The 20,616-nt window shown below is 70.0% G+C and carries 17 protein-coding genes; 4 read left to right on the forward strand and 13 right to left on the reverse strand.

Annotated features, from left to right (window positions below; translation table 11 throughout):
- Positions 1 to 127: 127 nt before the first annotated feature.
- Together ACZ7KF_RS10360 and ACZ7KF_RS10365 are read right to left on the reverse strand one after the other, a co-directional pair.
- Positions 128 to 1,411, reverse strand: a complete 1,284-nt coding sequence (locus ACZ7KF_RS10360; RefSeq protein WP_471072219.1) for a polysaccharide deacetylase family protein — start codon at positions 1,409 to 1,411, stop codon at positions 128 to 130.
- Between the two features lie 54 nt (positions 1,412 to 1,465).
- Positions 1,466 to 3,670, reverse strand: a complete 2,205-nt coding sequence (locus tag ACZ7KF_RS10365) for a transglycosylase domain-containing protein (protein ID WP_471072221.1) — start codon at positions 3,668 to 3,670, stop codon at positions 1,466 to 1,468.
- 212 nt (positions 3,671 to 3,882) lie between these two features.
- Between ACZ7KF_RS10365 and ACZ7KF_RS10370 the strand changes: the two genes are divergently transcribed.
- Complete coding sequence (locus ACZ7KF_RS10370) at positions 3,883 to 4,104, forward strand: FmdB family zinc ribbon protein (protein ID WP_471071248.1); 222 nt, start codon at positions 3,883 to 3,885, stop codon at positions 4,102 to 4,104.
- A 94-nt stretch (positions 4,105 to 4,198) separates the two neighbouring features.
- Here ACZ7KF_RS10370 and ACZ7KF_RS10375 read toward each other — a convergent pair whose 3' ends face one another.
- Genes ACZ7KF_RS10375 through ACZ7KF_RS10385 form a run of 3 tightly spaced genes read right to left on the reverse strand, consistent with a single transcriptional unit; the run spans position 4,199 to position 8,718 of the window.
- On the reverse strand, positions 4,199 to 5,014 hold the full coding sequence (locus ACZ7KF_RS10375) for an HAD family hydrolase (protein WP_471071251.1): 816 nt from the start codon (positions 5,012 to 5,014) through the stop codon (positions 4,199 to 4,201).
- Positions 5,014 to 7,524 carry a phosphoribosyltransferase gene (locus ACZ7KF_RS10380; protein WP_471071253.1) on the reverse strand — a complete coding sequence of 837 codons (2,511 nt, stop codon included), beginning with the start codon at positions 7,522 to 7,524 and terminating at the stop codon, positions 5,014 to 5,016. Before ACZ7KF_RS10380 ends, ACZ7KF_RS10375 begins: the two co-directional genes overlap by 1 nt.
- A gap of 27 nt (positions 7,525 to 7,551) precedes the next feature.
- Positions 7,552 to 8,718, reverse strand: coding sequence for an HpcH/HpaI aldolase/citrate lyase family protein (locus ACZ7KF_RS10385; RefSeq protein ID WP_471071256.1), 1,167 nt, complete (start codon positions 8,716 to 8,718; stop codon positions 7,552 to 7,554).
- A gap of 176 nt (positions 8,719 to 8,894) precedes the next feature.
- Here ACZ7KF_RS10385 and ACZ7KF_RS10390 point away from each other — a divergent pair, with 176 nt between their 5' ends.
- Positions 8,895 to 9,692 carry a TerD family protein gene (locus ACZ7KF_RS10390; RefSeq protein WP_471071257.1) on the forward strand — a complete coding sequence of 266 codons (798 nt, stop codon included), beginning with the start codon at positions 8,895 to 8,897 and terminating at the stop codon, positions 9,690 to 9,692.
- 94 nt (positions 9,693 to 9,786) lie between these two features.
- Here ACZ7KF_RS10390 and ACZ7KF_RS10395 read toward each other — a convergent pair whose 3' ends face one another.
- The 6 genes from ACZ7KF_RS10395 to ACZ7KF_RS10420 all read right to left on the reverse strand — a co-directional run bounded on the left by ACZ7KF_RS10395 (position 9,787) and on the right by ACZ7KF_RS10420 (position 14,246).
- Positions 9,787 to 10,524, reverse strand: coding sequence for a TerD family protein (locus ACZ7KF_RS10395; RefSeq protein ID WP_471071260.1), 738 nt, complete (start codon positions 10,522 to 10,524; stop codon positions 9,787 to 9,789).
- 88 nt (positions 10,525 to 10,612) lie between these two features.
- On the reverse strand, positions 10,613 to 11,752 hold the full coding sequence (locus ACZ7KF_RS10400) for a DUF475 domain-containing protein (RefSeq protein ID WP_471071263.1): 1,140 nt from the start codon (positions 11,750 to 11,752) through the stop codon (positions 10,613 to 10,615).
- A 76-nt stretch (positions 11,753 to 11,828) separates the two neighbouring features.
- Positions 11,829 to 12,407 carry a TerD family protein gene (locus tag ACZ7KF_RS10405; protein ID WP_471071266.1) on the reverse strand — a complete coding sequence of 193 codons (579 nt, stop codon included), beginning with the start codon at positions 12,405 to 12,407 and terminating at the stop codon, positions 11,829 to 11,831.
- 95 nt (positions 12,408 to 12,502) lie between these two features.
- The gene (locus ACZ7KF_RS10410; RefSeq protein ID WP_471071269.1) at positions 12,503 to 13,078 is read right to left on the reverse strand and encodes a TerD family protein; all 576 of its coding nucleotides are present in this window, start codon (positions 13,076 to 13,078) and stop codon (positions 12,503 to 12,505) included.
- A gap of 139 nt (positions 13,079 to 13,217) precedes the next feature.
- Positions 13,218 to 13,676: a peroxiredoxin gene (locus tag ACZ7KF_RS10415; protein WP_225821089.1), complete on the reverse strand. Its 459-nt coding sequence runs from the start codon at positions 13,674 to 13,676 to the stop codon at positions 13,218 to 13,220.
- Between the two features lie 132 nt (positions 13,677 to 13,808).
- Positions 13,809 to 14,246, reverse strand: coding sequence for a DUF3052 domain-containing protein (locus tag ACZ7KF_RS10420; protein ID WP_471071273.1), 438 nt, complete (start codon positions 14,244 to 14,246; stop codon positions 13,809 to 13,811).
- A gap of 428 nt (positions 14,247 to 14,674) precedes the next feature.
- On the opposite strand from ACZ7KF_RS10420, the gene aceE reads away from it, so the two are divergent.
- Positions 14,675 to 17,422 carry a pyruvate dehydrogenase (acetyl-transferring), homodimeric type gene (gene aceE, locus ACZ7KF_RS10425; protein WP_471071276.1) on the forward strand — a complete coding sequence of 916 codons (2,748 nt, stop codon included), beginning with the start codon at positions 14,675 to 14,677 and terminating at the stop codon, positions 17,420 to 17,422.
- Positions 17,423 to 17,606: 184 nt separating this feature from the next.
- Complete coding sequence (locus ACZ7KF_RS10430; RefSeq protein ID WP_471071279.1) at positions 17,607 to 18,347, forward strand: potassium channel family protein; 741 nt, start codon at positions 17,607 to 17,609, stop codon at positions 18,345 to 18,347.
- A gap of 56 nt (positions 18,348 to 18,403) precedes the next feature.
- On the opposite strand, the gene ACZ7KF_RS10435 is transcribed toward ACZ7KF_RS10430, so the two are convergent.
- Positions 18,404 to 18,709 carry a small hydrophobic protein gene (locus tag ACZ7KF_RS10435; RefSeq protein WP_471072224.1) on the reverse strand — a complete coding sequence of 102 codons (306 nt, stop codon included), beginning with the start codon at positions 18,707 to 18,709 and terminating at the stop codon, positions 18,404 to 18,406.
- 239 nt (positions 18,710 to 18,948) lie between these two features.
- The gene (locus ACZ7KF_RS10440; protein WP_471071282.1) at positions 18,949 to 20,574 is read right to left on the reverse strand and encodes an MFS transporter; all 1,626 of its coding nucleotides are present in this window, start codon (positions 20,572 to 20,574) and stop codon (positions 18,949 to 18,951) included.
- Positions 20,575 to 20,616 lie beyond the last annotated feature (42 nt).

The following is a 20,616-nucleotide window of genomic DNA, read 5'->3' on the forward strand; positions in this document are numbered from 1 at the left end:
CAGTCTTCTTGATTTCAATGATGTTCCCCTCTACGCCGGTACACCTACCGGGCGAGGGGCATCTTCGCATGACGGGAGTGCCGATTGTGAAGGGGGTTGCACAAGTGGAACCCCCCGAGCGCACTTGTCACTTGACGACCGCCGACCAGTCGGGCGACTGGGCGGGATCGAGGCTGCGCAGGGCGGCCAGGGTCTGCGGCTTCTGCGCGTCCAGCCAGTCCGCCAGCTCCTTGAAGGACACGCACTTGACGCCCTTCTTGGTGCACACGTTCTTGACCACCTGGTCGATGGACCTCATGTAGATGCCACCGTTCCAGTCCTCGAAGTGGTTGCCGATGAACAGCGGCGCCCGGCTGCCGTAGTAGACGCGGTTGAACCCCTTCATGTACGAGTCGACGGTCATCTGCTCCCACTCGGGGAACTTGGCGGAGTCGCCCTGGGTCTCACCGTCGGACTGGTTGTACAGGAAGTTGAAGTCCATGGACAGGGCCTGGACGCTGTCCGTGTAGGGGAGCAGCTGGAGCGGGAAGTCCCAGATGCCGTTCTTCTTCGAGGGCCATATCTGGAAGTCGCCCGGAGAGCTGGCGTCGTAGCGCCAGCCGTAGCTCTTGATGGCCTTCAGCAGGTTCTTCTGGCCCTCCAGGCAGGGCGCCCGGCCGCCGGTGACCTCCTTCTTGAAGTCGAAGGGCAGCGCGGGCACGTCCTTCCAGCCGGTGTTGGTCTTCCAGTGCTCCACGAAGGAGAAGAACTGGTCGATCTCGCTCTTCCACTGCTCGACACTCCAGTCGTTGCCGCCCTTGGCGCCGCAGAAGTGGCCGTTGAAGTGGGTGCCGATCTCGTTGCCGTCCTCGTACGCCTTGCCCAGCTGGTCCAGCGTGCTGCGGATGTGGTCGTCGGTGGCGTAGTCGATCGCGGCGTCGCCCGGCGCGTGCATGGGGCCGTGGTACTGGGCCTTCTTGCTCTTGGGCAGCAGGTAGATGCCGGTGAGGAAGAAGGTCATGTGGGCGTCGTACTGCTTGGCCAGGTCCCGGTAGTGCGAGAACAGCTCGTCACTGCCCTGGAGCGCGCCGTCCCAGGAGAAGACCACGAACTGCGGCGGCTTCTCGCCCGGCTTGAGCGGCTTCGCCGCCAACTGCCCCTTCTGCGGCCCGGTGTAGGAGGTGGACCCGTCCCCGAGGATCTTGGTCTTGCCGTCCCACTGCGGGGTCGGGCTGGCCTTCGGCGCGGCCTTGGCCTTCTTGCCGGCCGCGCCGGTCGGCGTGCTGTTGCTGTCCGTGCCGGACAGCGCCAGGAACCCGGCCACCAGCGAGGCCACGACGAGGAGGGCGGCCAGGGTCAGGACCTGTGGCCGGGTGGCACGGGGTGCGCTGCGGCGGCGGGGGGCTCGGCGACGGCCTGAGGACGACGACATGGTGCGGGGCATGCGCGGCTCATTCTGCGGGAGGGAGGGGGGACGGGGCACGGCTCAGCCGATCCCCGTCGCGGCCGACCAGAGGTCGTACGGGACGCTGTGGGCGGACGTACCGGCCAGCCCCTTGAGCGGCAGCGGCTCCAGGGACTTGGCCAGGTCGATCCGGTAGACGACGATCGCGGTGGACACCGAGTCGGCCGTGCCGACGTACCAGCCGGCGGTGTCCTTCTCGTTGGTGCCGGCCTTCCCGGACACCCCCGACCGGCCGGCCGCCTCGGGATGCGCGGTGCGGAAGGAGTCGGTGAGCGCCTCCGTGACCTCCTCGGCCACCTGGGCGCCCACCGCGCGCTTGGGGTGCGGGGTGGTCAGGGGGATCGGGGAGCCGTTCCGGGTGATGCGGCGCACCGAGTACGGCTCGGTGTGGTTGCCGGCCGCGGCGAAGGTGGCGTAGCCGCTGGCCATCCGGATCGCGCTGGGCGTGGAGTTGCCCAGCGACAGGGCGGGCACCTGGGGGCCCATGCTGGAGGACAGCAGTCCGGACGCCTCCGCGGTCCGGCGCACCGTGTCCAGGCCGGCGTCCATGCCGAGCTGCATGAACGGGGTGTTCACCGACTTGGCGAGCGCGTCGCGCAGGGTGATCCGCCCGTACGACTTCCCGCCGTCGTTGTGCGCGGCGACCTTCTTGCCGCTGCGGTCCCAGTACGGCCCCTCGGGCGTGGTGACGGGCACGCCGTCGTCGCCGTCGTAGACGCTGTCCGGGGTGACGGGGGTGGCGGGTCCGCCGCGGGTCTTGTGCACACCGTGTTCGAGTCCGGCGGCGTAGACGAACGGCAGGAAGGCGGTCCCCGCCGGGACCGTGGTCGCGTTGGACTCGTTGAAGCCCTGCTTACGGTGGTCCGGTCCGCCGTAGACGGCGAGGATCCGGCCGTCCGCGGCCACCGAGGCGGCACCGTAGTGCCCGTTCTTCGCCGTCGCCGGATCGTTCTGCCGGGCGTCCTTGCGGGCCTTGGCGACGGCGTCGGTGAGCGCCTTCTCCCGCTTGCGGTCGAAGGTCGTGTAGATCTGGTAGCCACCGAGGTCGAACTGCTTGTCCGTCAGGTGGCCGGCCTTCTTGGCGAACTGCGAGGCCAGTTCCACCAGGTAGTCGCTCTGCGCGCCGGTGTTGTACAGCGGATTGCTCTTGAGCGGATCGGGGAAGGTCTTGTACCTGGCCCGCTCCTGCGGCGAGAGCTTGCCGATCTTGACCATGCGGTCCAGGATCCAGGACCAGCGCTCCACCGCCCGCGCGTGGTTGGCCTTGCCGAGGGTGGGGTCGTAGAGGCCGGCGCCCTTGAGCAGCGAGGCGAGCATGGCCGCTTCGGAGGCGTTGAGGTCGCCGACGTCCTTGCCGTAGTACGCCTGGGCCGCGCGCTGGATGCCGTAGCTGCCGCGGCCGAACCAGCTGGTGTTGAGGTACCCCTCCAGGATCTCGTCCTTGCTCATCTTGTTGTCGAGCTTGAGCGAGATCATCGCCTCGGTGAATTTACGGCTTATCGTCTGGTTCTGCGTGAGATAAACGTTTTTTACGTACTGCTGGGTAATAGTGGATCCGCCCTCGGTGTCCCCCTCGCCCACCGTGCGGAACAGGGCCCGGGTGATGCCTTTGACGGATATGCCCGGGTCCGAGTAGAAGCTCTCGTTCTCCGCCGCCAGCACCGCCCAGCGGACGTCCTGGGGAATGTCCTTCAGCGGCATCGCCTGCCGCTGCACCCAGCCGGTGCGGGCCATCGGCGTGCCGTCGGACCAGAAGTAGACGTTGTCCTGCTGGGTCGCGTACGAGTTCAGGTTGCTCGGTATGTCCGTCATCGCGTACGCGGTGACGAGGAACGCGGAGAGCAGCCCGAACGACGTCAGGACGCCTCCGATCCACTGGCGCCAGGAGGGCATCCAGCGGCGCCAGCCGGTGCGGCCGGGGCGTGGGTAGACCGGCTTCAGGCGGCGCGCGTAGGGGGCTATTCGGGCCCAGTACGGGGCCAGCGGGCCGAACAGCCGGCCCGCCGTGCTCGCCACCGCCGCCGCGGGCCCGGTCCGCTCACGGCCGGCGGAGCGGCCGGTGGAGCGCGCGCTCCGCCGCCGCTCGGCCCGGCCGCCGCCCGGAGCGGGTGGCTCCGGCGGCGGGGGGACGCGCAGCTGCATGGTCTCGTCCGCCCTGAGGGCGTCGACTCTCAGATGCAGGGTCTCGTCGGCGTTCAGCGGCTTCCCGCCACGGCCACCCCCCATGGGGCCGTCCTCCCCCTGCGACGCATCGGTCACGCCTGCGTCTCTCCCTCCGCACTCGGTCTTGCTCGCGCGGGTGAGCTGAGCATCCTCGCAACGGCGTTCACAAATTATCAGTAACGTTTTCGAATGCTCTGCACATATGCCGGATGGAAAGCAACACTCATGAAACATTGAGATGCCCCCGACCGGCCCTTGACGGCTAACCTGAGTGCATGCCTCGCTATGAGTACCGCTGCCGGACCTGCGGCGACACGTTCGAACTCAGCCGCCCGATGGCTCAGTCCGCCGCCCCCGCGAGCTGCCCCGCGGGCCACGACGACACGGTGAAATTGCTGTCGACGGTGGCCGTGGGCGGCGTGTCGAACGCACCCGCGCCGACGCCGGCGCCCCGGGCCGGCGGGGGCGGGTGCTGCGGCGGCGGGTGCTGCGGGTAGCTCCGCCGGGCCCCTAGGGCCTCTCGTTTGGATCATGCCGGGCTCGCGGGGTCTGGCACCGCGCCCTGATCCGGCCTGATCCAAACGAAAGACCCTAGGGCGCCGCGGTACGCGCCGCCCTCAGGAACTCTCTCAGGATCCGCTCCCCCGCCAGCACCCCCCGCTCCGGCAGCGCGCTGATCTCCGGCGCGCTCCAGCCGGCGTCGGCCAGCTCCCCGTGGCCGGGGCGCCAGCCCCGGTCCGCGGCCAGCAGCAGGTCGGCGTCGAGCAGGGAGTCCCCGGCGGCCAGCGTCAGCTCCGCCCCGGTGCGGCGGGCGACCTCACGGACGGCCGCGCTCTTGGTGAGCGGCTTGGGGACGGCGTAGATCTTGCGGCCCTGCAAGGACACCGTCCAGCCGCGGTTCTCCGCCCACACCGCCAGCTCCTTCACCCAGTCCGCGGGCAGCAGCTCGCGCTCCACCACGAGGTAGGCGAAGAGGTCCTCGGCGACCCGGTGCTTGCGCACCCACACCGGGTCGGCGGAGCGCAGCAGATGCTCGCGGATCTCCTCCAGCGGCGCGCACTCGTCGGCGAGGCGCGCCTGTACACGCGTGTGCCAGTCGGCGTCGGTGACCCCGTCGACCAGCAGATGGCCGCCGTTGGCGCAGATCGCGTACTTCGGCGGCGGACCGGGCAGGCTGATGCGCTGGTACTGCTTGCGCGTCCGGGTCGTCGTCGGCACGAAGACGGCCGCGTCGCCGAGGTCGGTCAGCAGCCGGGCCGCGGTCTCCGTCAGGAAGGAGAGCGGCTTGGCCTCGTGCACCTCCACGCACAGCAGCCGGGGCGCCCGCGCGTCGGGCATGGTCAGCGCGAGGGCCGCCGAGGAGTAGATGAGCGTACGGTCGAGGTCGCTCGCCACCAGAACCGGCATCAGAGGGTCACCGCCTTGCCGTCGGCACCGGTGGCGCCGCGCGTGTACCGGGGATGGATCAGCCCGACACAGGTGTACGGCAGGTCGCCGACCTCCTCGACCGGCACCCCGCGCTGCTCGGCCAGCAGCCGCACGTGGTCCAGGTCGGCACCGGCCCCCGCCCGCGCGAGGATCTTCCAGGGCACCCGGCGCAGCAGCACCCGGGTGGTCTCGCCGACGCCGGGCTTGACGAGGTTCACGTCGTGGATGCCGTACTCCTCGCTGATCCGCTCGACCGCGCGCCAGCCCGCCCAGGTCGGGGTGCGGTCCGCGGCCAGCAGCTCCTTGACCGCGCCGTCGACGGTGTCGGCGACCTCGGGGAAACGGGCGCAGACGGCGTCGAGGAAGGCCACGGAGACGTCGGCGCCGGCGAGTTCGCGGTAGAACTTGGCGCCGTGGAAGTCGTGCGGGCCGACCAGGTCCGCACGCAGGACCGTGCGCGATATCAGGCCGGACACCGTCGAGTTGAGGCAGGCGGAGGGGATGAGGAAGTCCTCGCGGGTGCCGTAGGTGCGCACGCAGGAGCCGGGGTCGGCGAGGACGGCGATCTCCGGGTCGAACCCGGTGACGCCCTCCTGCGCCTCGAACTCCTCCACCGCCTGGGCCAGTTCACGGGTGATGGCGCCCTTGCCGGTCCAGCCGTCGACGAACACGACGTCCCGGGGGTCGTGGTGGGCGGCGAGCCAGCGCAGCGCGTTGGCGTCGATGCCCCGGCCGCGCACGATCGACACGGCGTAGTGCGGGAGGTCGAGGCCGTGCCGGAACCGCGCCCAGCGGCGCATCAGGACGCCGACCGGGGTGCCCGCGCGGGCGAGGGAGACCAGCACCGGGCGCGGCGACCGCTCGGCGACGACGGTCTCGGTCACCACGCCCACGGCCCGGGCGAGCCGGGCGGCCGAGGCGTCGAGGGCCGCGTGGAACAGCTCCTGGTACTGCTCGCTGGGCTGGTACTCCACCGGCAGCGACTCGGCGTAGTGCGCGCCGCCGCGCTGGATGGCCTCCTCCCGCTCCTCGGTCGGCGCCTCCAGCGTGACGTCGGAGAGGTCCTGGAGCAGCCAGCCGACCTCGTCCGGCGGATACGAGGAGAACGCGGGGCCGCGGAGGGGCTCGGGCAGCATGGCCGGCCTTTCGGGAGCATGCGGGGGCGCGGGAACGTACGAGGGCACGACCGCGAGCAGGACGTGCGGGACGTGCGCGGCGAGAGCGGCGAGCAGGCCGTCGGGCGCGCGCAGGGCCGGGGTGTCGGCGACGGAGTCGACCACGGCGACGACGGCGTCGAAGCCGCCGCCGGCCACGTTGTAGGCGTAGCGCTCGCCGGGGCCGTCGGCCGGGTCGTCGTGGGCGGGGAAGACCAGGCGGGTGCGGATCGCGTAGCCGGGGTCGTCGACCGCGAGGACGGGCGAGCGGGTGGTGGTGGAGAACCGCACCTCGGCCGTGCCCAGCCGCTCCAGCTCGCCGGCGAGCCGCAGCGGGGCGTACATCAGCTCCTCGAAGCCCAGGACGAGGACGCGGCGGGCACCGGCGGGCAGGGCGTCCCGTACCCGGGCGGCCATGGCGGGCAGCGCGGCCTCCAGCCGCTCCCGGTGGGCGGGGGTGAAGCCGTGCCTACCGCCGTCGGGCAGGGCGGGCGGCCAGTGCAGGTCGACCTCGGTGACGTGCGGCGACCGCGGCGCCGCTCCGGGGACGGGGGGCGAGACCCCGGGCGGCTCCGCCGCGTGGCCGCGGCCCGCCGCGAGGGGCCCGCTCCCGGCGGCCTCGCACTCCGCCACCAGCCGCTGCCCCTTCGCCAGCACGCCCTCCGGCAGCCGTACGGTCCCCGACGCGGCGGCGACGAGGTCCACCCGCGCCCCGATCTCCTCGGCGAAGCGCTCCATCCGGGCCGTGTCCTCGGGCGAACGCATGTCGACCAGCGCGACCACCACGTACCGCCCCCGCGGACAGCGCTCGTGCAGGTCGCGGATGGTGTTGAGCACGGTGTTGCCGGTGGAGAACTCGTCGTCGACCAGCACCAGCGGCCCGTCGCCGGCGAGCAGACCGGGGTCCTCCGGCAGCAGCAGATGCGAGGTGGCGTGCGAGTGCGACTCCTCGAAGCCGCCCGCGGGGGCGACGCCGGGCACCGGCCGCCGCGTGGAGTGCAGATACGGCACCCCGCCGAGCCCGTCCGCCACGGAGTGACCGAGCCCCGTCGCGGTCTCCGCGTACCCGAGGACGACCGCGCCGGCCGTCTCCGCCTCGCCGAGCAGGTCGCGGACGCGACGGCCCAGCCGGAGTCCATGGTCGTGGACCACGGACGGCGACTGGGGGACGTGCTTGCCGAGGACGTGGGAGACCAGCAGGTGGGCCCGCTTGGGATTGCGGCGCAGCGCGAGCCCGAGGAGGGCCCGCAGCCCGTCGTCGCCCACGAGTCCGACCCCGAGTCGCTCGGCGACCCAGCTGCCGGACCAGACCCCGTCGTTCACTGCGTTCTTCATGCGTTCCTTGGAGAGGTGGCGAAAGGTTCAGCCGGGTATGCCGGCGGCGAGCAGTTCCACGAAGCCGACGTCCTCGTGCGCGACGCCGAACACCTCGGCCCGCAGCAGGGTCCGCTCGGCCCAGGCGCGGTGCGGCTTCACTTCGTTCATCTTGTTCGTGTAGGCCGACCGGAGTACACCCCCGCCGCCGCGTTCCGGCCGCAGGATGTCCTGGGCGTCGCTGAACTCCTCGTGGCTGACCACGGAGAGCGCGTGCACCGGGAGCACGTGGGAGGGATGGATGCAGGTCTTGCCGAGCAGACCGTTGGCCTGGTCGAGGGAGATCTCCCGGAGCAGTCCGTCCATGGCGTGCTCGATGAGCTTCTCGCGCAGCTCGACGGCCTGCACCTCCAGGAAGGGGCTCTGCCGGAGCTGCGGCTTGAACATGCGTTCGGGTGCGCGGAAGTACTCCCAGACCGGACCGGTGACCGTGAAGCCGGTGCCGTCGGCACGGCCGAGCATGTTCACCACGTCGGCGATCACGGAGGCGACGATCTGCACGTCGTACGCCGTCATGTCCGGGGCGCGGCGCAGACCGTAGGAGGAGCAGAAGTCGGTCACGCCGAGGCGGAGGGCCAGCACCCGGTCGCGGTACGTGCCGACCGCGCGGGAGATGCCCTCCAGGGTGTCCACGCGCGACTCGCGGTAGAGCAGCTCGGGTGACTCCAGGACGGGCATGGCGAAGAGCCGCCGGCCGCCGGCCTCCTCGGCCGCGGAGAGGGCCTCCAGGAAGGGGATGCCGCGTTCCTCGGTGAACTTGGGCAGCACGAACCCGGACAGCAGGCGCACGGCCGGCCCGAGGCGGCGGACCAGGTCCGGGATCTGCTCGGGCGAGCGCACCCGGACGAACAGCAGGGGCGGCTCGGTGCCGGGCCGGCCGGCGAGGTCGGTCAGCTGCCGGACGAGGTTCTCCTCGCCCTCGGCGACATCCGCGTCGCCGATCGAGTCCTCCAGGCACAGCACCATCGAGACCACGCCGTTGCCGGCCTGTTTGACGATGTCGTCGGCGAGCCGCGGCCGGGTGGCAGGGCTGTACAGCGTGGCGCCCAGCGCCGCGGAGAGCAGCCGGGCCGAGGAGTCCGCCGTGAACGCGCACGGCTCCTGATGGAAGAGGCGCTTCCGCACCTCGGGGGCGATGTGCCCGAAATGACGCATAGGACTCCCTCAGGATGCGAGCCGAGCCTCTGGGTTCGGTAAAGGGTGGCCGGTAATAGTACGTAGGGATCTATGTCGGAGGTTCCCGGTGGGCATGAATTTCCGGTAACCCGCCCATGTCGGCGGGGCGGCCCCCCGCATTGTCGTGACCAGGACGGAGAAGGCAGGATGACCGCATGACGCACGCGATGCTGAAGGGGTCGAACGTCCCGCTGGAGGCCACCACGGTGCGCGCCGTGCTGCGCTGGACACCCGGCCAGGAGGTTCCGGACGTGGACGTGTCGGCGCTGCTGCTGGGTTCCGACGGCCGTGTGCGCTCCGACGAGGACTTCGTCTTCTACAACCAGCCCCGGCACCCCTCCGGGAAAGTATGGCGGCTCGGCAAGAAGCGGCTCGCCGAAGGGCTGACCGACACGATCCAGACGGACCTGCCCGGCGTGGAGCCCGGGGTCGGCCGGATCCTGCTGGTCGCCTCCGCGGACGGGGTCCCCTTCGACCGGGTGCCGGCGCTGTGCATCCAGCTGTACGACGCGGCGGACGCCGACGGGGAGCCGCTGGCCCGGTTCGACATCAAGCCGGAGACCGGCGCGGAGACGGCGCTGATCTGCGGTGAGCTGTACCGGCGCGGGGAGGGCTGGAAGTTCCGGGCGCTGGGCGAGGGCTATTCGAACGGGCTGAAGGGGCTCGCCACGGACTTCGGGATCTCGGTGGACGAGTCGGAGGCGGCGGAGGAGCGGGCCCCGGCCGAGCCGACGTCGTCCCAGCCGCTGCCTCCGGAGCAGCCGACGTCCGCGCTGCCCGCACAGCAGCCCGCGTACGGGTATCCGCAGTCGACGTCGGCGCCCGCGGCGTACGGCTATCCGCAGCCGGCCTACGGCTACCCCCCGTCCCAGCCCGCGCCGATCCCGGTGCCGGTGGGGGCCGATCCGAACTTCCGGCTGCCGCCGCAGGGGCCGCAGTTCCTCGGGCGGTAGTCCGCCCGCGGACTCGGGGCGTCCGGCCGTCCGGCGGCTGGGGGTGGTCCGTGGTCGAGCGCGCGGTTCCCCGCGCCCCCTCGGGGCGCGTGCCTCACCTGTCCGCCTTCGCCTTGTACCCCCTGCCCCACTGCAGGCCCCAGCCGTACAGGCGGTCCAGTTCGCCCTGGAAGCCGTAGACGAACTTCACCTCGCGGCGGACGACCAGTTCGCCCTTGATGTTCTCGATCATGACCACGGCGCAGGAGCGGGCCTGGGGGTGGCGTTCGTCCAGACCTATCTCGATACGGGGACCGTTGCTGGGGTAGAGCGTGACGATGGCGTGCGTACGGTCGAAGGCGGGGGTCTGGTCGTAGATGTACACGAAGACCAGCAGGCGCTTGAGGGCGTCCTGGTGGTCGAGGTTGACGTACATCGTCTCGCCGGACCCCGAGCCGAACCGGTCGTCGCCGCTGAGCTTGATGTACGGCGGTGCGTTGGTGTCGCCCAGATAGCCGCCGAGCGGCTGGACGACCCCCTTGGTGCCGTCGGCCAGCTCGTACAGGCAGCCGAGGTCCAGGTCGACGTTGACCATGCTCTGCCCGTGGCCGAGGATCTCCGGCGGCTTCAGCGCCTTGAAGGGGTGCCGGAACAGGCTGGTGCTGCCGGCTCCGTCGAAGTCGGAGGTCCGCATCCGCCAGGTGAGGTTGACGCGCAGATGGCCGGTGGCCGCGTCCTGTTTGGTGAGGGACACCGTCTGGTGCCGTTTGGTCAGCTCTATGGCGTTGGACGACGCGTTGCCCGAGTCGAAGTCGGCGGCGCGCCCGCCCAGCAGCCCGTCGAAGAAACCCATTCCCGCCCCCAGCTACCCGTTGTGACACCGGCGGGGCGGCCGACCGCGTCGGCCGCCCCGTACGAAGCGTTCCTCACCGTCCGGGGTGTCACACCCCGGAGGAGACCTCGGCCTTCTCGTCGGTGCCCTCGCCCGCGGCGGCCAGCGCGCGGTTGCGGCGGACCGAGGACCAGAAGGACCAGGCGATCAGGACGACGCCGACGAGACCGGTGATCACCTCGTTGATCTCGTGCTGGATGGTGACCATGAGGATCACGGCGAGGGCGCCGATGGCGTAGTGGGCGCCGTGCTCCAGGTAGACGTAGTCGTCGAGGGTGCCCTGGCGGACCAGGTACACGGTGAGCGACCGGACGTACATCGCGCCGATGCCGAGGCCGAGGGCCATCAGGACGATGTCGTTGGTGATGGCGAAGGCGCCGATCACACCGTCGAAGGAGAAGGACGCGTCCAGGACCTCCAGGTAGAGGAACATGAAGAACGCGGCCTGGCCGGCCAGGACGATCGCCGACTTCTGCTTGCCGGAGCGGGCGGCCTCTTCCTCCTCCTCGTGCTCGCGCTCCTCCTCTTCCTCCAGCTTGTCCTCGAAGTACCCGGAGAGACCGCCGACGACCATGTAGGTGATCAGACCGGCGATGCCGGCGATCAGGACCGTCTGGGCCTTGTCCACGTGGGCGCCGCCGTGCTGGTGGGCGTGGGTGGCGAAGGTGAAGGAGGTGATGAGCAGGGCGATCAGCGCGATGCAGACCGACAGCATGTCGACCTTGCCGAGCTTGGCCAGGGGGCGCTCGATCCAGCGCAGCCACTGGATGTCCCGGGCCTCGAAGATGAAGTCGAGGAAGATCATCAGCAGGAACATGCCACCGAAGGCGGCGATCGCCGGGTGGGCGTCGGTGACCAGTTCCTGGTAGCGGTCCTTGTTGTTGAGCGCGAGGTCGACGGCCTCGATCGGACCCATCTTGGCGCTGATCGCGACGATGACGACGGGGAAGACCAGCCGCATGCCGAAGACCGCGATGAGCACGCCGACCGTGAGGAAGATCTTCTGCCAGAAGGCATTCATCTTCTTCAGGATTCCGGCGTTGACCACCGCGTTGTCGAAGGACAGCGAGATCTCCAGGATGGCCAGGATCGCCACGATGCCGAAGGCGGTCCACCCCCCGTAGAACGCCGCCGCGACCAGACCGAGCGCGGTGACCGCGAACGACCAGCCGAAGGTTTTGAGAAGCACTGGCTACCCCATCGTGTTTTGGGGGCACCTCCCAGACGAAGTCTGGGGGAGGGTCTCCCCCGCGCCGTACCCGGCTTTACGAAACGTTGACTCCGAAGTCTAGAGCGATGCCCCGGAGCCCCGATGCGTACCCCTGACCCACTGCACGGAACTTCCACTCGCCCTGGTACCGGTACAGCTCGCCGAAGATCATCGCGGTCTCGGTGGAGGCGTCCTCGCTGAGGTCGTAGCGGGCCAGTTCCTGGCCGTCGGCCTGGTTGACGACACGGATGAAGGCGTTGGAGACCTGGCCGAAGGTCTGGCCGCGCTCGTCCGCCATGTGGATCGAGACAGGGAAGATGATCTTCTCGCACTGCGGGGGCACCTTGGCGAGGTCCACCAGGAGCGACTCGTCGTCGCCCTCGCCCTCGCCGGTGAGGTTGTCGCCGGTGTGCTCCACGGAGCCGTCGGGGCTCGTCAGCTGGTTGTAGAACACGAACCACTCGTCGCCCAGCACCTGGTTGCCCGCACCGCACAGCAGCGCGCTGGCGTCCAGGTCGAAGGGGGCGCCGGTGGTGGAGCGCGCGTCCCAGCCGAGCCCGATCAGGACGTTGGTGAGGTTCGGTGCGGCCTTGGAGAGGGAGACATTGCCCCCCTTGGCGAGTGTGACGCCCATGATGCTGGTCCTCCCCTGGTGGTGCCTCTTCGATGGTCCTGTGCGTCCGGCGCCGCCCCCGAACGGTGCGGCGCCGGACGCGAGGACCGTCGGCGTCAGACGTTGACGCCGAAGTCCTGGGCGATGCCGCGCAGCCCGGAGGCGTAGCCCTGACCGATGGCGCGGAACTTCCACTCCGCCCCGTGCCGGTACAGCTCGCCGAAGACCATGGCGGTCTCGGTGGAGGCGTCCTCGCTCAGGTCGTACCGGGCGATCTCCCGCTGGTCGGCCTGGTTCGCGACGCGGATGAAGGCGTTGCGGACCTGGCCGAAGGACTGCTGGCGGTTCTCGGCGTCGTAGATCGACACCGGGAACACGATCTTGTCGACGTCGGCCGGGACGCCGGCCAGGTTCACCTTGATCTGCTCGTCGTCGCCCTCGCCCTCACCGGTGATGTTGTCGCCGGTGTGCTCGACCGAGCCGTCGGGGCTCTTGAGGTTGTTGAAGAAGACGAAGTGCTGGTCGCTGACGACCTTGCCGGAGTTGTTCAGCAGCAGCGCGCTGGCGTCGAGGTCGAAGTCCGTGCCGGTCGTGGTGCGCACGTCCCACCCCAGACCGACGATGACGGCGGTCAGGCCCGGGGCCTCCTTCGTCAGCGATACGTTGCCGCCCTTGCTGAGGCTGACTCCCACGGGTCCTCCATGTGGTGTTCAGGGGCGGGGAGCCCCGTCCTGCTTCGGATATGGGATCAACGTGCCGATCCTAGTGACGGGTTCCCGCCCCCCGCAGACCCTGGAGCCGAGGAATCACAGGTGTCGGCCCGCGGCCTGCTCACAGGGCGTCGAGCGCCTTCACGTACTCGTCGAGGTCACGGGCGTCCGGCAGGCCGTTGACCACGGTCCACCGCACGACGCCCTCCTTGTCGATGACGAAGGTGCCCCGGACGGCGCAGCCCTTGTCCTCGTCGAAGACGCCGTAGGCGCGCGAGACGTTGCCGTGCGGCCAGAAGTCGCTGAGCAGGGGGTACTCCAGGCCCTCCTGCTCGGCGAAGACGCGCAGGGTGTGGATGGAGTCGTTGGAGACGGCGAGCAGCTGGGTGTCGCGGTCCGAGAACTTCGGCAGGTTGTCGCGCAGTTCGCACAGCTCGCCGGTGCAGACACCGGTGAAGGCGAACGGGTAGAAGAGCAGGACCACGTTCTTCTCGCCGTGGAAGTCCGAGAGCTTCACGCTCCGGCCGTGGTTGTCCTTCAGCTCGAAGTCGGGCGCTTTGTCGCCGACCTGGATCGCCATCGTCGTGCATCCCTTCGGTGGGCTGTTCGGGTGAGCGCACAGCAGAACGCTCGGGACCACCCTACGCAGCGATCACCGGGACCTTCCGGACGGGCTGGGGCGAAAACCAGCCCGTCCGGTGTTCGAGGCGGGTCACCTCTTGGACTTGGCCGCCTTCGGCGTCGCCAGCCGGCTGCCGCTCCAGTCCTTGCCCACACTGACGCTCTTCGAAGCCGTCAGGCCGGCCGTCGTGGCGGCGTCCTGGATGTCGCTCGGTTCCACGTACCCCGAACGGCCGGTCTTCGGCGTGAGGAGCAGGATCATGCCGCCCTCTTCGATGTACGTGGTGGCATCCACCAGCGCATCCGTCAGGTCACCGTCGTCGTCACGGAACCACAGCACAACGGCGTCGGCCACGTCGTCGTATTCCTCGTCCATCAGGTCGCCTTCGACGGCTTCCTCGATGGTCTCGCGGAGTTCCTGGTCGACGTCGTCGTCGTAGCCGATCTCCTGGACCACCTGCCCGGGCTGGAACCCCAGCCTGGCGGCAGGGTTCGTCCGCTCCTCCGCGTGGTCCGCGGTCGCGCTCACGGGTTGCCTCCTGATCATGTCTTGGTGAGTATCTCAGCCACGCGCGTGCGCGAAGCATTGGCCGTAGTCCACACGGGCGGGGCGGATCGCGCAAGTACCCGGCCGTCGGGACCGTCGAAACGGTGACGATCCCGGCCGTGTCGCCGCAACTCCTGGCACCGTATCTCGATTCTGCCTGACCCACACCACACCGATGTGCCCGGTTTGTACGGTTCGGAATCATCCTGTCTTACGTTGCTCGAACAACTTTGCCAAGCGCGTCACACCTCGGGCGTATCGTTGCCTTTTGACCGTCCGAGCATCGGTGCGGCACCGGTTGCCGCTCCGGTGGTGACGGCCGTGGAGATGACGTACGCCTTCCCGAGGTACACGATGGGGAACGGTGTAGGCAGGTGGAGAAACCCGCCCTCTGACAGGTAAGGAACAGCGTGCCTTCCGGATCCGATCGCAACCCGATCATCATTGGCGGCCTTCCGAGTCAGGTTCCTGACTTCGATCCCGAAGAGACCCAGGAGTGGCTCGACTCCCTCGACGCCGCCGTCGACGAGCGCGGCCGGGAGCGGGCCCGCTATCTCATGCTGCGCCTGATCGAGCGGGCCCGCGAGAGGCGCGTGGCCGTGCCCGAGATGCGCAGCACGGACTACGTCAACACGATCCCCACCCGGGCCGAGCCGTTCTTCCCCGGCAACGAGGAGATCGAGCGCAAGATCCTCAACGCGACCCGCTGGAACGCGGCCGTGATGGTCTCACGCGCCCAGCGGCCCGGCATCGGCGTCGGCGGCCACATCGCCACCTTCGCCTCCTCCGCCTCGCTGTACGACGTGGGCTTCAACCACTTCTTCCGCGGCAAGGACGAGGGCGACGGCGGTGACCAGGTCTTCTTCCAGGGCCACGCCTCCCCCGGCATCTACGCCCGCGCGTATCTGCTCGACCGGCTCACCGAGAACCAGCTCGACGGATTCCGCCAGGAGAAGTCGAAGTACCCCGACGGCCTGTCGAGCTACCCCCATCCGCGCTCGATGCCGGACTTCTGGGAGTTCCCGACGGTCTCCATGGGCCTCGGCCCGCTCGGCGCGATCTACCAGGCGCGGATGAACCGCTACATGCAGGCGCGCGGCATCGCCGACACCTCCCGGTCGCACGTGTGGGCGTTCCTCGGCGACGGCGAGATGGACGAGCCCGAGTCGCTCGGCCAGCTCACCCTGGCCGCCCGCGAGGGCCTGGACAACCTGACCTTCGTGGTCAACTGCAACCTGCAGCGGCTGGACGGCCCGGTGCGCGGCAACGGCAAGGTCATCCAGGAGCTGGAGTCGGTCTTCCGGGGCGCCGGCTGGAACGTGATCAAGCTGATCTGGGACCGCTCCTGGGACCCGCTGCTCGCCCAGGACCGCGACGGCGTCCTGGTCAACAAGATGAACACGACCCCCGACGGGCAGTTCCAGACCTACGCCACCGAGTCCGGCTCCTACATCCGCGAGCACTTCTTCGGCGAGGACCACCGGCTGCGCGCGATGGTCGAGAACATGACCGACCACCAGATCCTGATGCTGGGCCGCGGCGGTCACGACCACCGGAAGATCTACGCCGCGTACAAGGCGGCCCTGGAGCACAAGGGCCAGCCGACGGTCATCCTGGCCAAGACGGTCAAGGGCTGGACCCTGGGCCCGAACTTCGAGGGCCGCAACGCCACGCACCAGATGAAGAAGCTGACGGTCGACGACCTCAAGCGCTTCCGGGACCGTCTGCACCTGCCGATCTCCGACAAGGAGCTGGAGTCCGGCCCGCCGCCGTACTACCACCCGGGCCCGGACTCGGCGGAGATCCAGTACATGCACGACCGCCGCAAGGGGCTCGGCGGCTACGTCCCGACCCGCGTCGTACGCTCCGAGCCGCTCGCCCTGCCGGACGACAAGACGTACGCGACCGTGAAGAAGGGCACGGGCCAGCAGTCCATCGCGACGACCATGGCCTTTGTGCGCCTCCTCAAGGACCTCATGCGGGACAAGGAGATCGGCAAGAGGTTCGTGCTGATCGCGCCGGACGAGTACCGCACCTTCGGCATGGACTCCTTCTTCCCGAGTGCGAAGATCTACAATCCGCTCGGCCAGCAGTACGAGTCGGTGGACCGGGAGCTGCTCCTGGCCTACAAGGAGTCGCCGACCGGCCAGATGCTGCACGACGGCATCTCCGAGGCCGGTTGCACGGCCTCGCTGATCGCGGCGGGCTCGGCGTACGCCACGCACGGCGAGCCGCTGATCCCGGTGTACGTCTTCTACTCGATGTTCGGTTTCCAGCGCACCGGCGACCAGTTCTGGCAGATGGCCGACCAGCTGGCGCGCGGGTTCGTGCTGGGCGCCACCGCCGGCCGTACGACCCTGACCGGTGAGGGGCTCCAGCACGCGGACGGCCACTCACAGCTGCTGGCCTCCACCAACCCGGCGTGCGTGGCGTACGACCCGGCGTACGCCTACGAGATCGCGCACATCGTGCAGGACGGGCTGCGCCGGATGTACGGCAGCTCCGAGGAGCATCCGCACGGCGAGGACGTCTTCTACTACCTCACCGTCTACAACGAGCCCATCCAGCACCCGGCCGAGCCGGCGAACGTGGACGTCGAGGGCATCCTCAAGGGCGTCCACAAGCTCGGCGAGGGCACCCGCGGCGCCGTCCCGGCGCAGATCATGGCGTCCGGTGTCGCGGTCCCGTGGGCGCTGGAGGCGCAGCGGATCCTCGGCGAGGAGTGGAACGTCAGGGCGGACGTGTGGTCCGCGACCTCCTGGAACGAGCTGCGCCGCGAGGCCGTGGCGTGCGAGCGGCACAACCTGCTGCATCCCGAGGAGGAGCAGCGGGTGCCGTTCGTGACCCGGAAGCTCAGCGGCGCCGAGGGTCCGTTCGTGGCCGTGTCCGACTGGATGCGGTCGGTTCCGGACCAGATCGCGCGCTGGGTGCCCGGCACGTACCAGTCCCTCGGCGCCGACGGCTTCGGCTTCGCCGACACCCGCGGTGCCGCGCGCCGCTTCTTCCACATCGACGCCCAGTCGATCGTGGTCGCGGTGCTGACGGAGCTGGCGCGCGAGGGCAAGGTCGACCGGTCCGTGCTGAAGCAGGCCATCGACCGGTACCAGCTGCTGGACGTCTCGGCGGCGGACCCGGGGGCGGCGGGCGGCGACGCGTAGCGCTGCGCCCGGCTGCGGCCGACCGGGCGTCGAGCTGCGCCCGGCTTCGGCCGACCGGGCCGGGGCCGGGGGGATGTGCGGGTCCGGGCAGCCCGGTCGCGCGGTTGCCCGCGCCCCTTCGGGGCGCTGAGGGCGGTGGAGTTCGATTCTCCATCGCCCTTACTCGTTCTTTACGATTGCGTTCATGGATCAGCTGTCGGCGCAGGCGCGGTGGGAGCGGCACACCCAGCGGCCGCTGTTGGCGCTCGCGGTGGCCTTCGCCGTCGCGTACGCGGTGCCGATCGTGGACGCTTCCGCCGGTCCCTCCGTGACGTCCGCGTGCACGGTGGTGGAGTGGCTGGTGTGGGGGGCGTTCGCCCTCGACTACCTGGTCCGGCTGGCTCTCGCCCCACGGCGCAGGGAGTTCGTGCGACGGCACTGGCTGGACCTGTGCGCGGTCGTCCTGCCCGTGCTCCAGCCGCTACGGCTGCTGCGGCTGGTGTCGACCCTGCTGCTCGTGGGCCGGCGGGCGCGGATGGCCCCGCAGATCCGGCTGACCACCTATGTCGTCGGAGCCGTGATCGGGCTGCTGATGTTCGGCTCGCTCGCGGTGCTGTCCGTGGAGCGGGCGTCGCCGCAGGGGAACATCCGGACGCTGGGTGACGCGGTGTGGTGGTCCTTCACGACGATGACGACCGTCGGCTACGGCGACCACGCCCCCACGACCGGCCTGGGCCGGATGATCGCGGTCGGGCTGATGCTCTCGGGGATCGCGCTGCTGGGTGTCGTGACCGCGAACATCGCCGCGTGGTTCATCGCGCGGTTCGAGAAGGACGACGTGGAGGAGCGGCGGCAGACGGAGGCGATCGCCTCCCTGACCGAGGAGGTCCGGCTGCTGCGGGCCGAGGTGGCCCGGCTGGCGGAGCGGCAGGAGCAGCGGCGCTGACCGGTCGCCCGCCGCACCGGGCGCACGCGTGGCCCGACGGCACGGCGACGGCCGGCCTACAGCAGTCCGTTGCTCCAGGTGGCCACGCCCACCAGGGCGATGAGGGCCAGCAGGGTGTCGATCGCACCCAGGACCAGGGCCACCAGGGCCGGCACGTTGCCGTCGCCGGACCACTTGCGGCCCATCGACTGCCAGCCGCAGAAGATCGCCACCGGGCCCAGCACGATGCCCAGCGCGAAGAAGCCGGCGACCGCACAGATGGCGCCGATGATCCCGAGCGTCGCACGGTCCGGCCCGCTCCGCCGCCACGTCCGGCCGCGTGACCGGGGGTACCCGCGCGTTCCTTGCCCGAAGCCCGCCATCATCAACTCCCTGGGGTCTCTGCACAGTTCGGCTTCGGTGTGCGGGTACCCCGGTTCGGCACCGGCAGACCTGCGCGCGCCACCCCCCTCCGGCAGCGCGCGCCGCGGCCCGGCGTTCCTCCCATGCCATGCGGAGGACTTGACCCACTGTGACCTGCGGCGCGTACCGGGAGCGAGGATTCTTTAGCGGAGTCACCCTGATAGGGGAACTCCGCCGGGAAGGGGCATGAACCGCGGGGTCAGATGTGGCCGACGCCCGCCTCCGCACCCGCCTCCGCGTTCGCGCCGCGCTTGGTGAACAGCGCGACGAGGACGGCGAACAGCGCCACGCCGGCCGCGACGAGGGAGGCGAGGCTCATACCGGAGATGAAGGTGTCGTGCGTGACGGCGGTGATCTTCGCGACGACCGGTTCCGGCATGTCCTTCGTCACCGGGGCCACGCCGACCTGGACCGCCTCGGACGCCTTGTCCAGCTGATCGGGGGTCAGCTTCGGCAGTCCCGCGTCCGCCCACTTGCCGGGCAGCACGCTGTCGACCTTGGAGGCCATCACGGCACCCAGCACCGCCGTGCCGAGGCTGCTGCCGATCTGCATCCCCGCCTGCTGGAGACCGCCGGCCACACCGGACAGCTCCAGGGGCGCGTTGCCGACGATGACCTCGGTGGCGCCCACCATGACCGGCGCGAGGCCGAGGCCGAGCAGCGCGAACCAGAGGGACATCATGCCGCTGCCGGTGTCGACCTCGAGCGTCGACATGCCGCACAGCGCGCCCGCGGTCACGGCCATGCCGAAGGCCAGCGGGATGCGCGGGCCGAACCTGGTGATCGCGGCGCCGGCGAGCGGCGAGCCGATGATGATCATGCCGGTGAGCGGCAGCAGGTGGGCGCCGGCCTTGACCGGGCTCATCCCGTGGACCTTCTGCAGGTAGAACGTCACGAAGAACAGGCCGCCCATGAAGGCGATGGCCATCAGCATCATCAGGACGACACCCGCCGACAGGGCGACCGAGCGGAACAGGCCCAGCGGGATCAGCGGCTCGGCGACCCGCGTCTCCCAGAAGGAGAAGACGGCGAAGAGCACGACGGACCCGGCGAGGAACAGCAGGGTCCGGGCGTCGCCCCAGCCCCAGGTCGGAGCCTTGATGAGCGCCCAGACCAGGCAGAACATCGCGCCGGACAGCAGGACGATGCCGGGGATGTCGAAGGAGCGCGGGGCGTTCTCGGCGCGGTGGTCCAGCAGGATCAGCGAGCCGAGGAGCAGCGCGACGACACCGACCGGCACGTTGATGAAGAACACCGACTGCCAGTTGACGTGCTCGACGAGGACACCGCCGAGGATCGGGCCGCCGGCCGTGGAGGCACCGATCACCATGCCCCACACGCCGATGGCCATGTTGAGCTTCTCGGCCGGGAACGTGGCCCGCAGCACGCCGAGCGCGGCCGGCATCAGCAGCGCGCCGAACAGGCCCTGGAAGACCCGGAAGGTCACGACCGCGGCGATGGTGCCGGACAGCCCGATGGCGCCGGAGGCGGCGGCGAAGCCGGTCACGCCGATGAGGAAGGTCTGCCGGTGGCCGAAGCGGTCACCGAGCTTGCCCGCGGTGATCAGGGTGACCGCGAGGGCGAGGAAGTAGGCGTTGGAGACCCACTGCACGTCGGCGAAGGACGCGTTCAGGTCGTCGCGGATCGCCGGGTTGGCGATGGCCACGATGGTGCCGTCCAGGGCCACCATCATGACCCCTACGGCGACGGTGATGAGCGTGAGCCACGGATGGCCGCGCAGGCCCGCGCCCGGTTGCGGCCCCGACGGGGGTACCGGTACGTCGTCCCCCGGCCCCGTCGCGTCGATGGTGGTCTGACTAGTCATAAACTCAGGTTAGTGACAGTCGCTGACAATTGACAAACCAAT

Source organism: Streptomyces sp. NPDC038200 (assembly GCF_055600785.1).

What these genes read in the sequence shown, in the direction of transcription:
- ACZ7KF_RS10360 (WP_471072219.1), bottom strand. Translation starts at nt 1,411, where the DNA reads ATGTCGTCGTCCTCAGGCCGTCGCCGAGCCCCCCGCCGCCGCAGCGCA.
- ACZ7KF_RS10365 (WP_471072221.1), bottom strand. Translation starts at nt 3,670, where the DNA reads ATGGGGGGTGGCCGTGGCGGGAAGCCGCTGAACGCCGACGAGACCCTG.
- ACZ7KF_RS10370 (WP_471071248.1), top strand. Translation starts at nt 3,883, where the DNA reads ATGCCTCGCTATGAGTACCGCTGCCGGACCTGCGGCGACACGTTCGAA.
- ACZ7KF_RS10375 (WP_471071251.1), bottom strand. Translation starts at nt 5,014, where the DNA reads ATGCCGGTTCTGGTGGCGAGCGACCTCGACCGTACGCTCATCTACTCC.
- ACZ7KF_RS10380 (WP_471071253.1), bottom strand. Translation starts at nt 7,524, where the DNA reads ATGAAGAACGCAGTGAACGACGGGGTCTGGTCCGGCAGCTGGGTCGCC.
- ACZ7KF_RS10385 (WP_471071256.1), bottom strand. Translation starts at nt 8,718, where the DNA reads ATGCGTCATTTCGGGCACATCGCCCCCGAGGTGCGGAAGCGCCTCTTC.
- ACZ7KF_RS10390 (WP_471071257.1), top strand. Translation starts at nt 8,895, where the DNA reads ATGACGCACGCGATGCTGAAGGGGTCGAACGTCCCGCTGGAGGCCACC.
- ACZ7KF_RS10395 (WP_471071260.1), bottom strand. Translation starts at nt 10,524, where the DNA reads ATGGGTTTCTTCGACGGGCTGCTGGGCGGGCGCGCCGCCGACTTCGAC.
- ACZ7KF_RS10405 (WP_471071266.1), bottom strand. Translation starts at nt 12,407, where the DNA reads ATGGGCGTCACACTCGCCAAGGGGGGCAATGTCTCCCTCTCCAAGGCC.
- ACZ7KF_RS10415 (WP_225821089.1), bottom strand. Translation starts at nt 13,676, where the DNA reads ATGGCGATCCAGGTCGGCGACAAAGCGCCCGACTTCGAGCTGAAGGAC.
- ACZ7KF_RS10430 (WP_471071279.1), top strand. Translation starts at nt 17,607, where the DNA reads ATGGATCAGCTGTCGGCGCAGGCGCGGTGGGAGCGGCACACCCAGCGG.
- ACZ7KF_RS10435 (WP_471072224.1), bottom strand. Translation starts at nt 18,709, where the DNA reads ATGGCGGGCTTCGGGCAAGGAACGCGCGGGTACCCCCGGTCACGCGGC.
- ACZ7KF_RS10440 (WP_471071282.1), bottom strand. Translation starts at nt 20,574, where the DNA reads ATGACTAGTCAGACCACCATCGACGCGACGGGGCCGGGGGACGACGTA.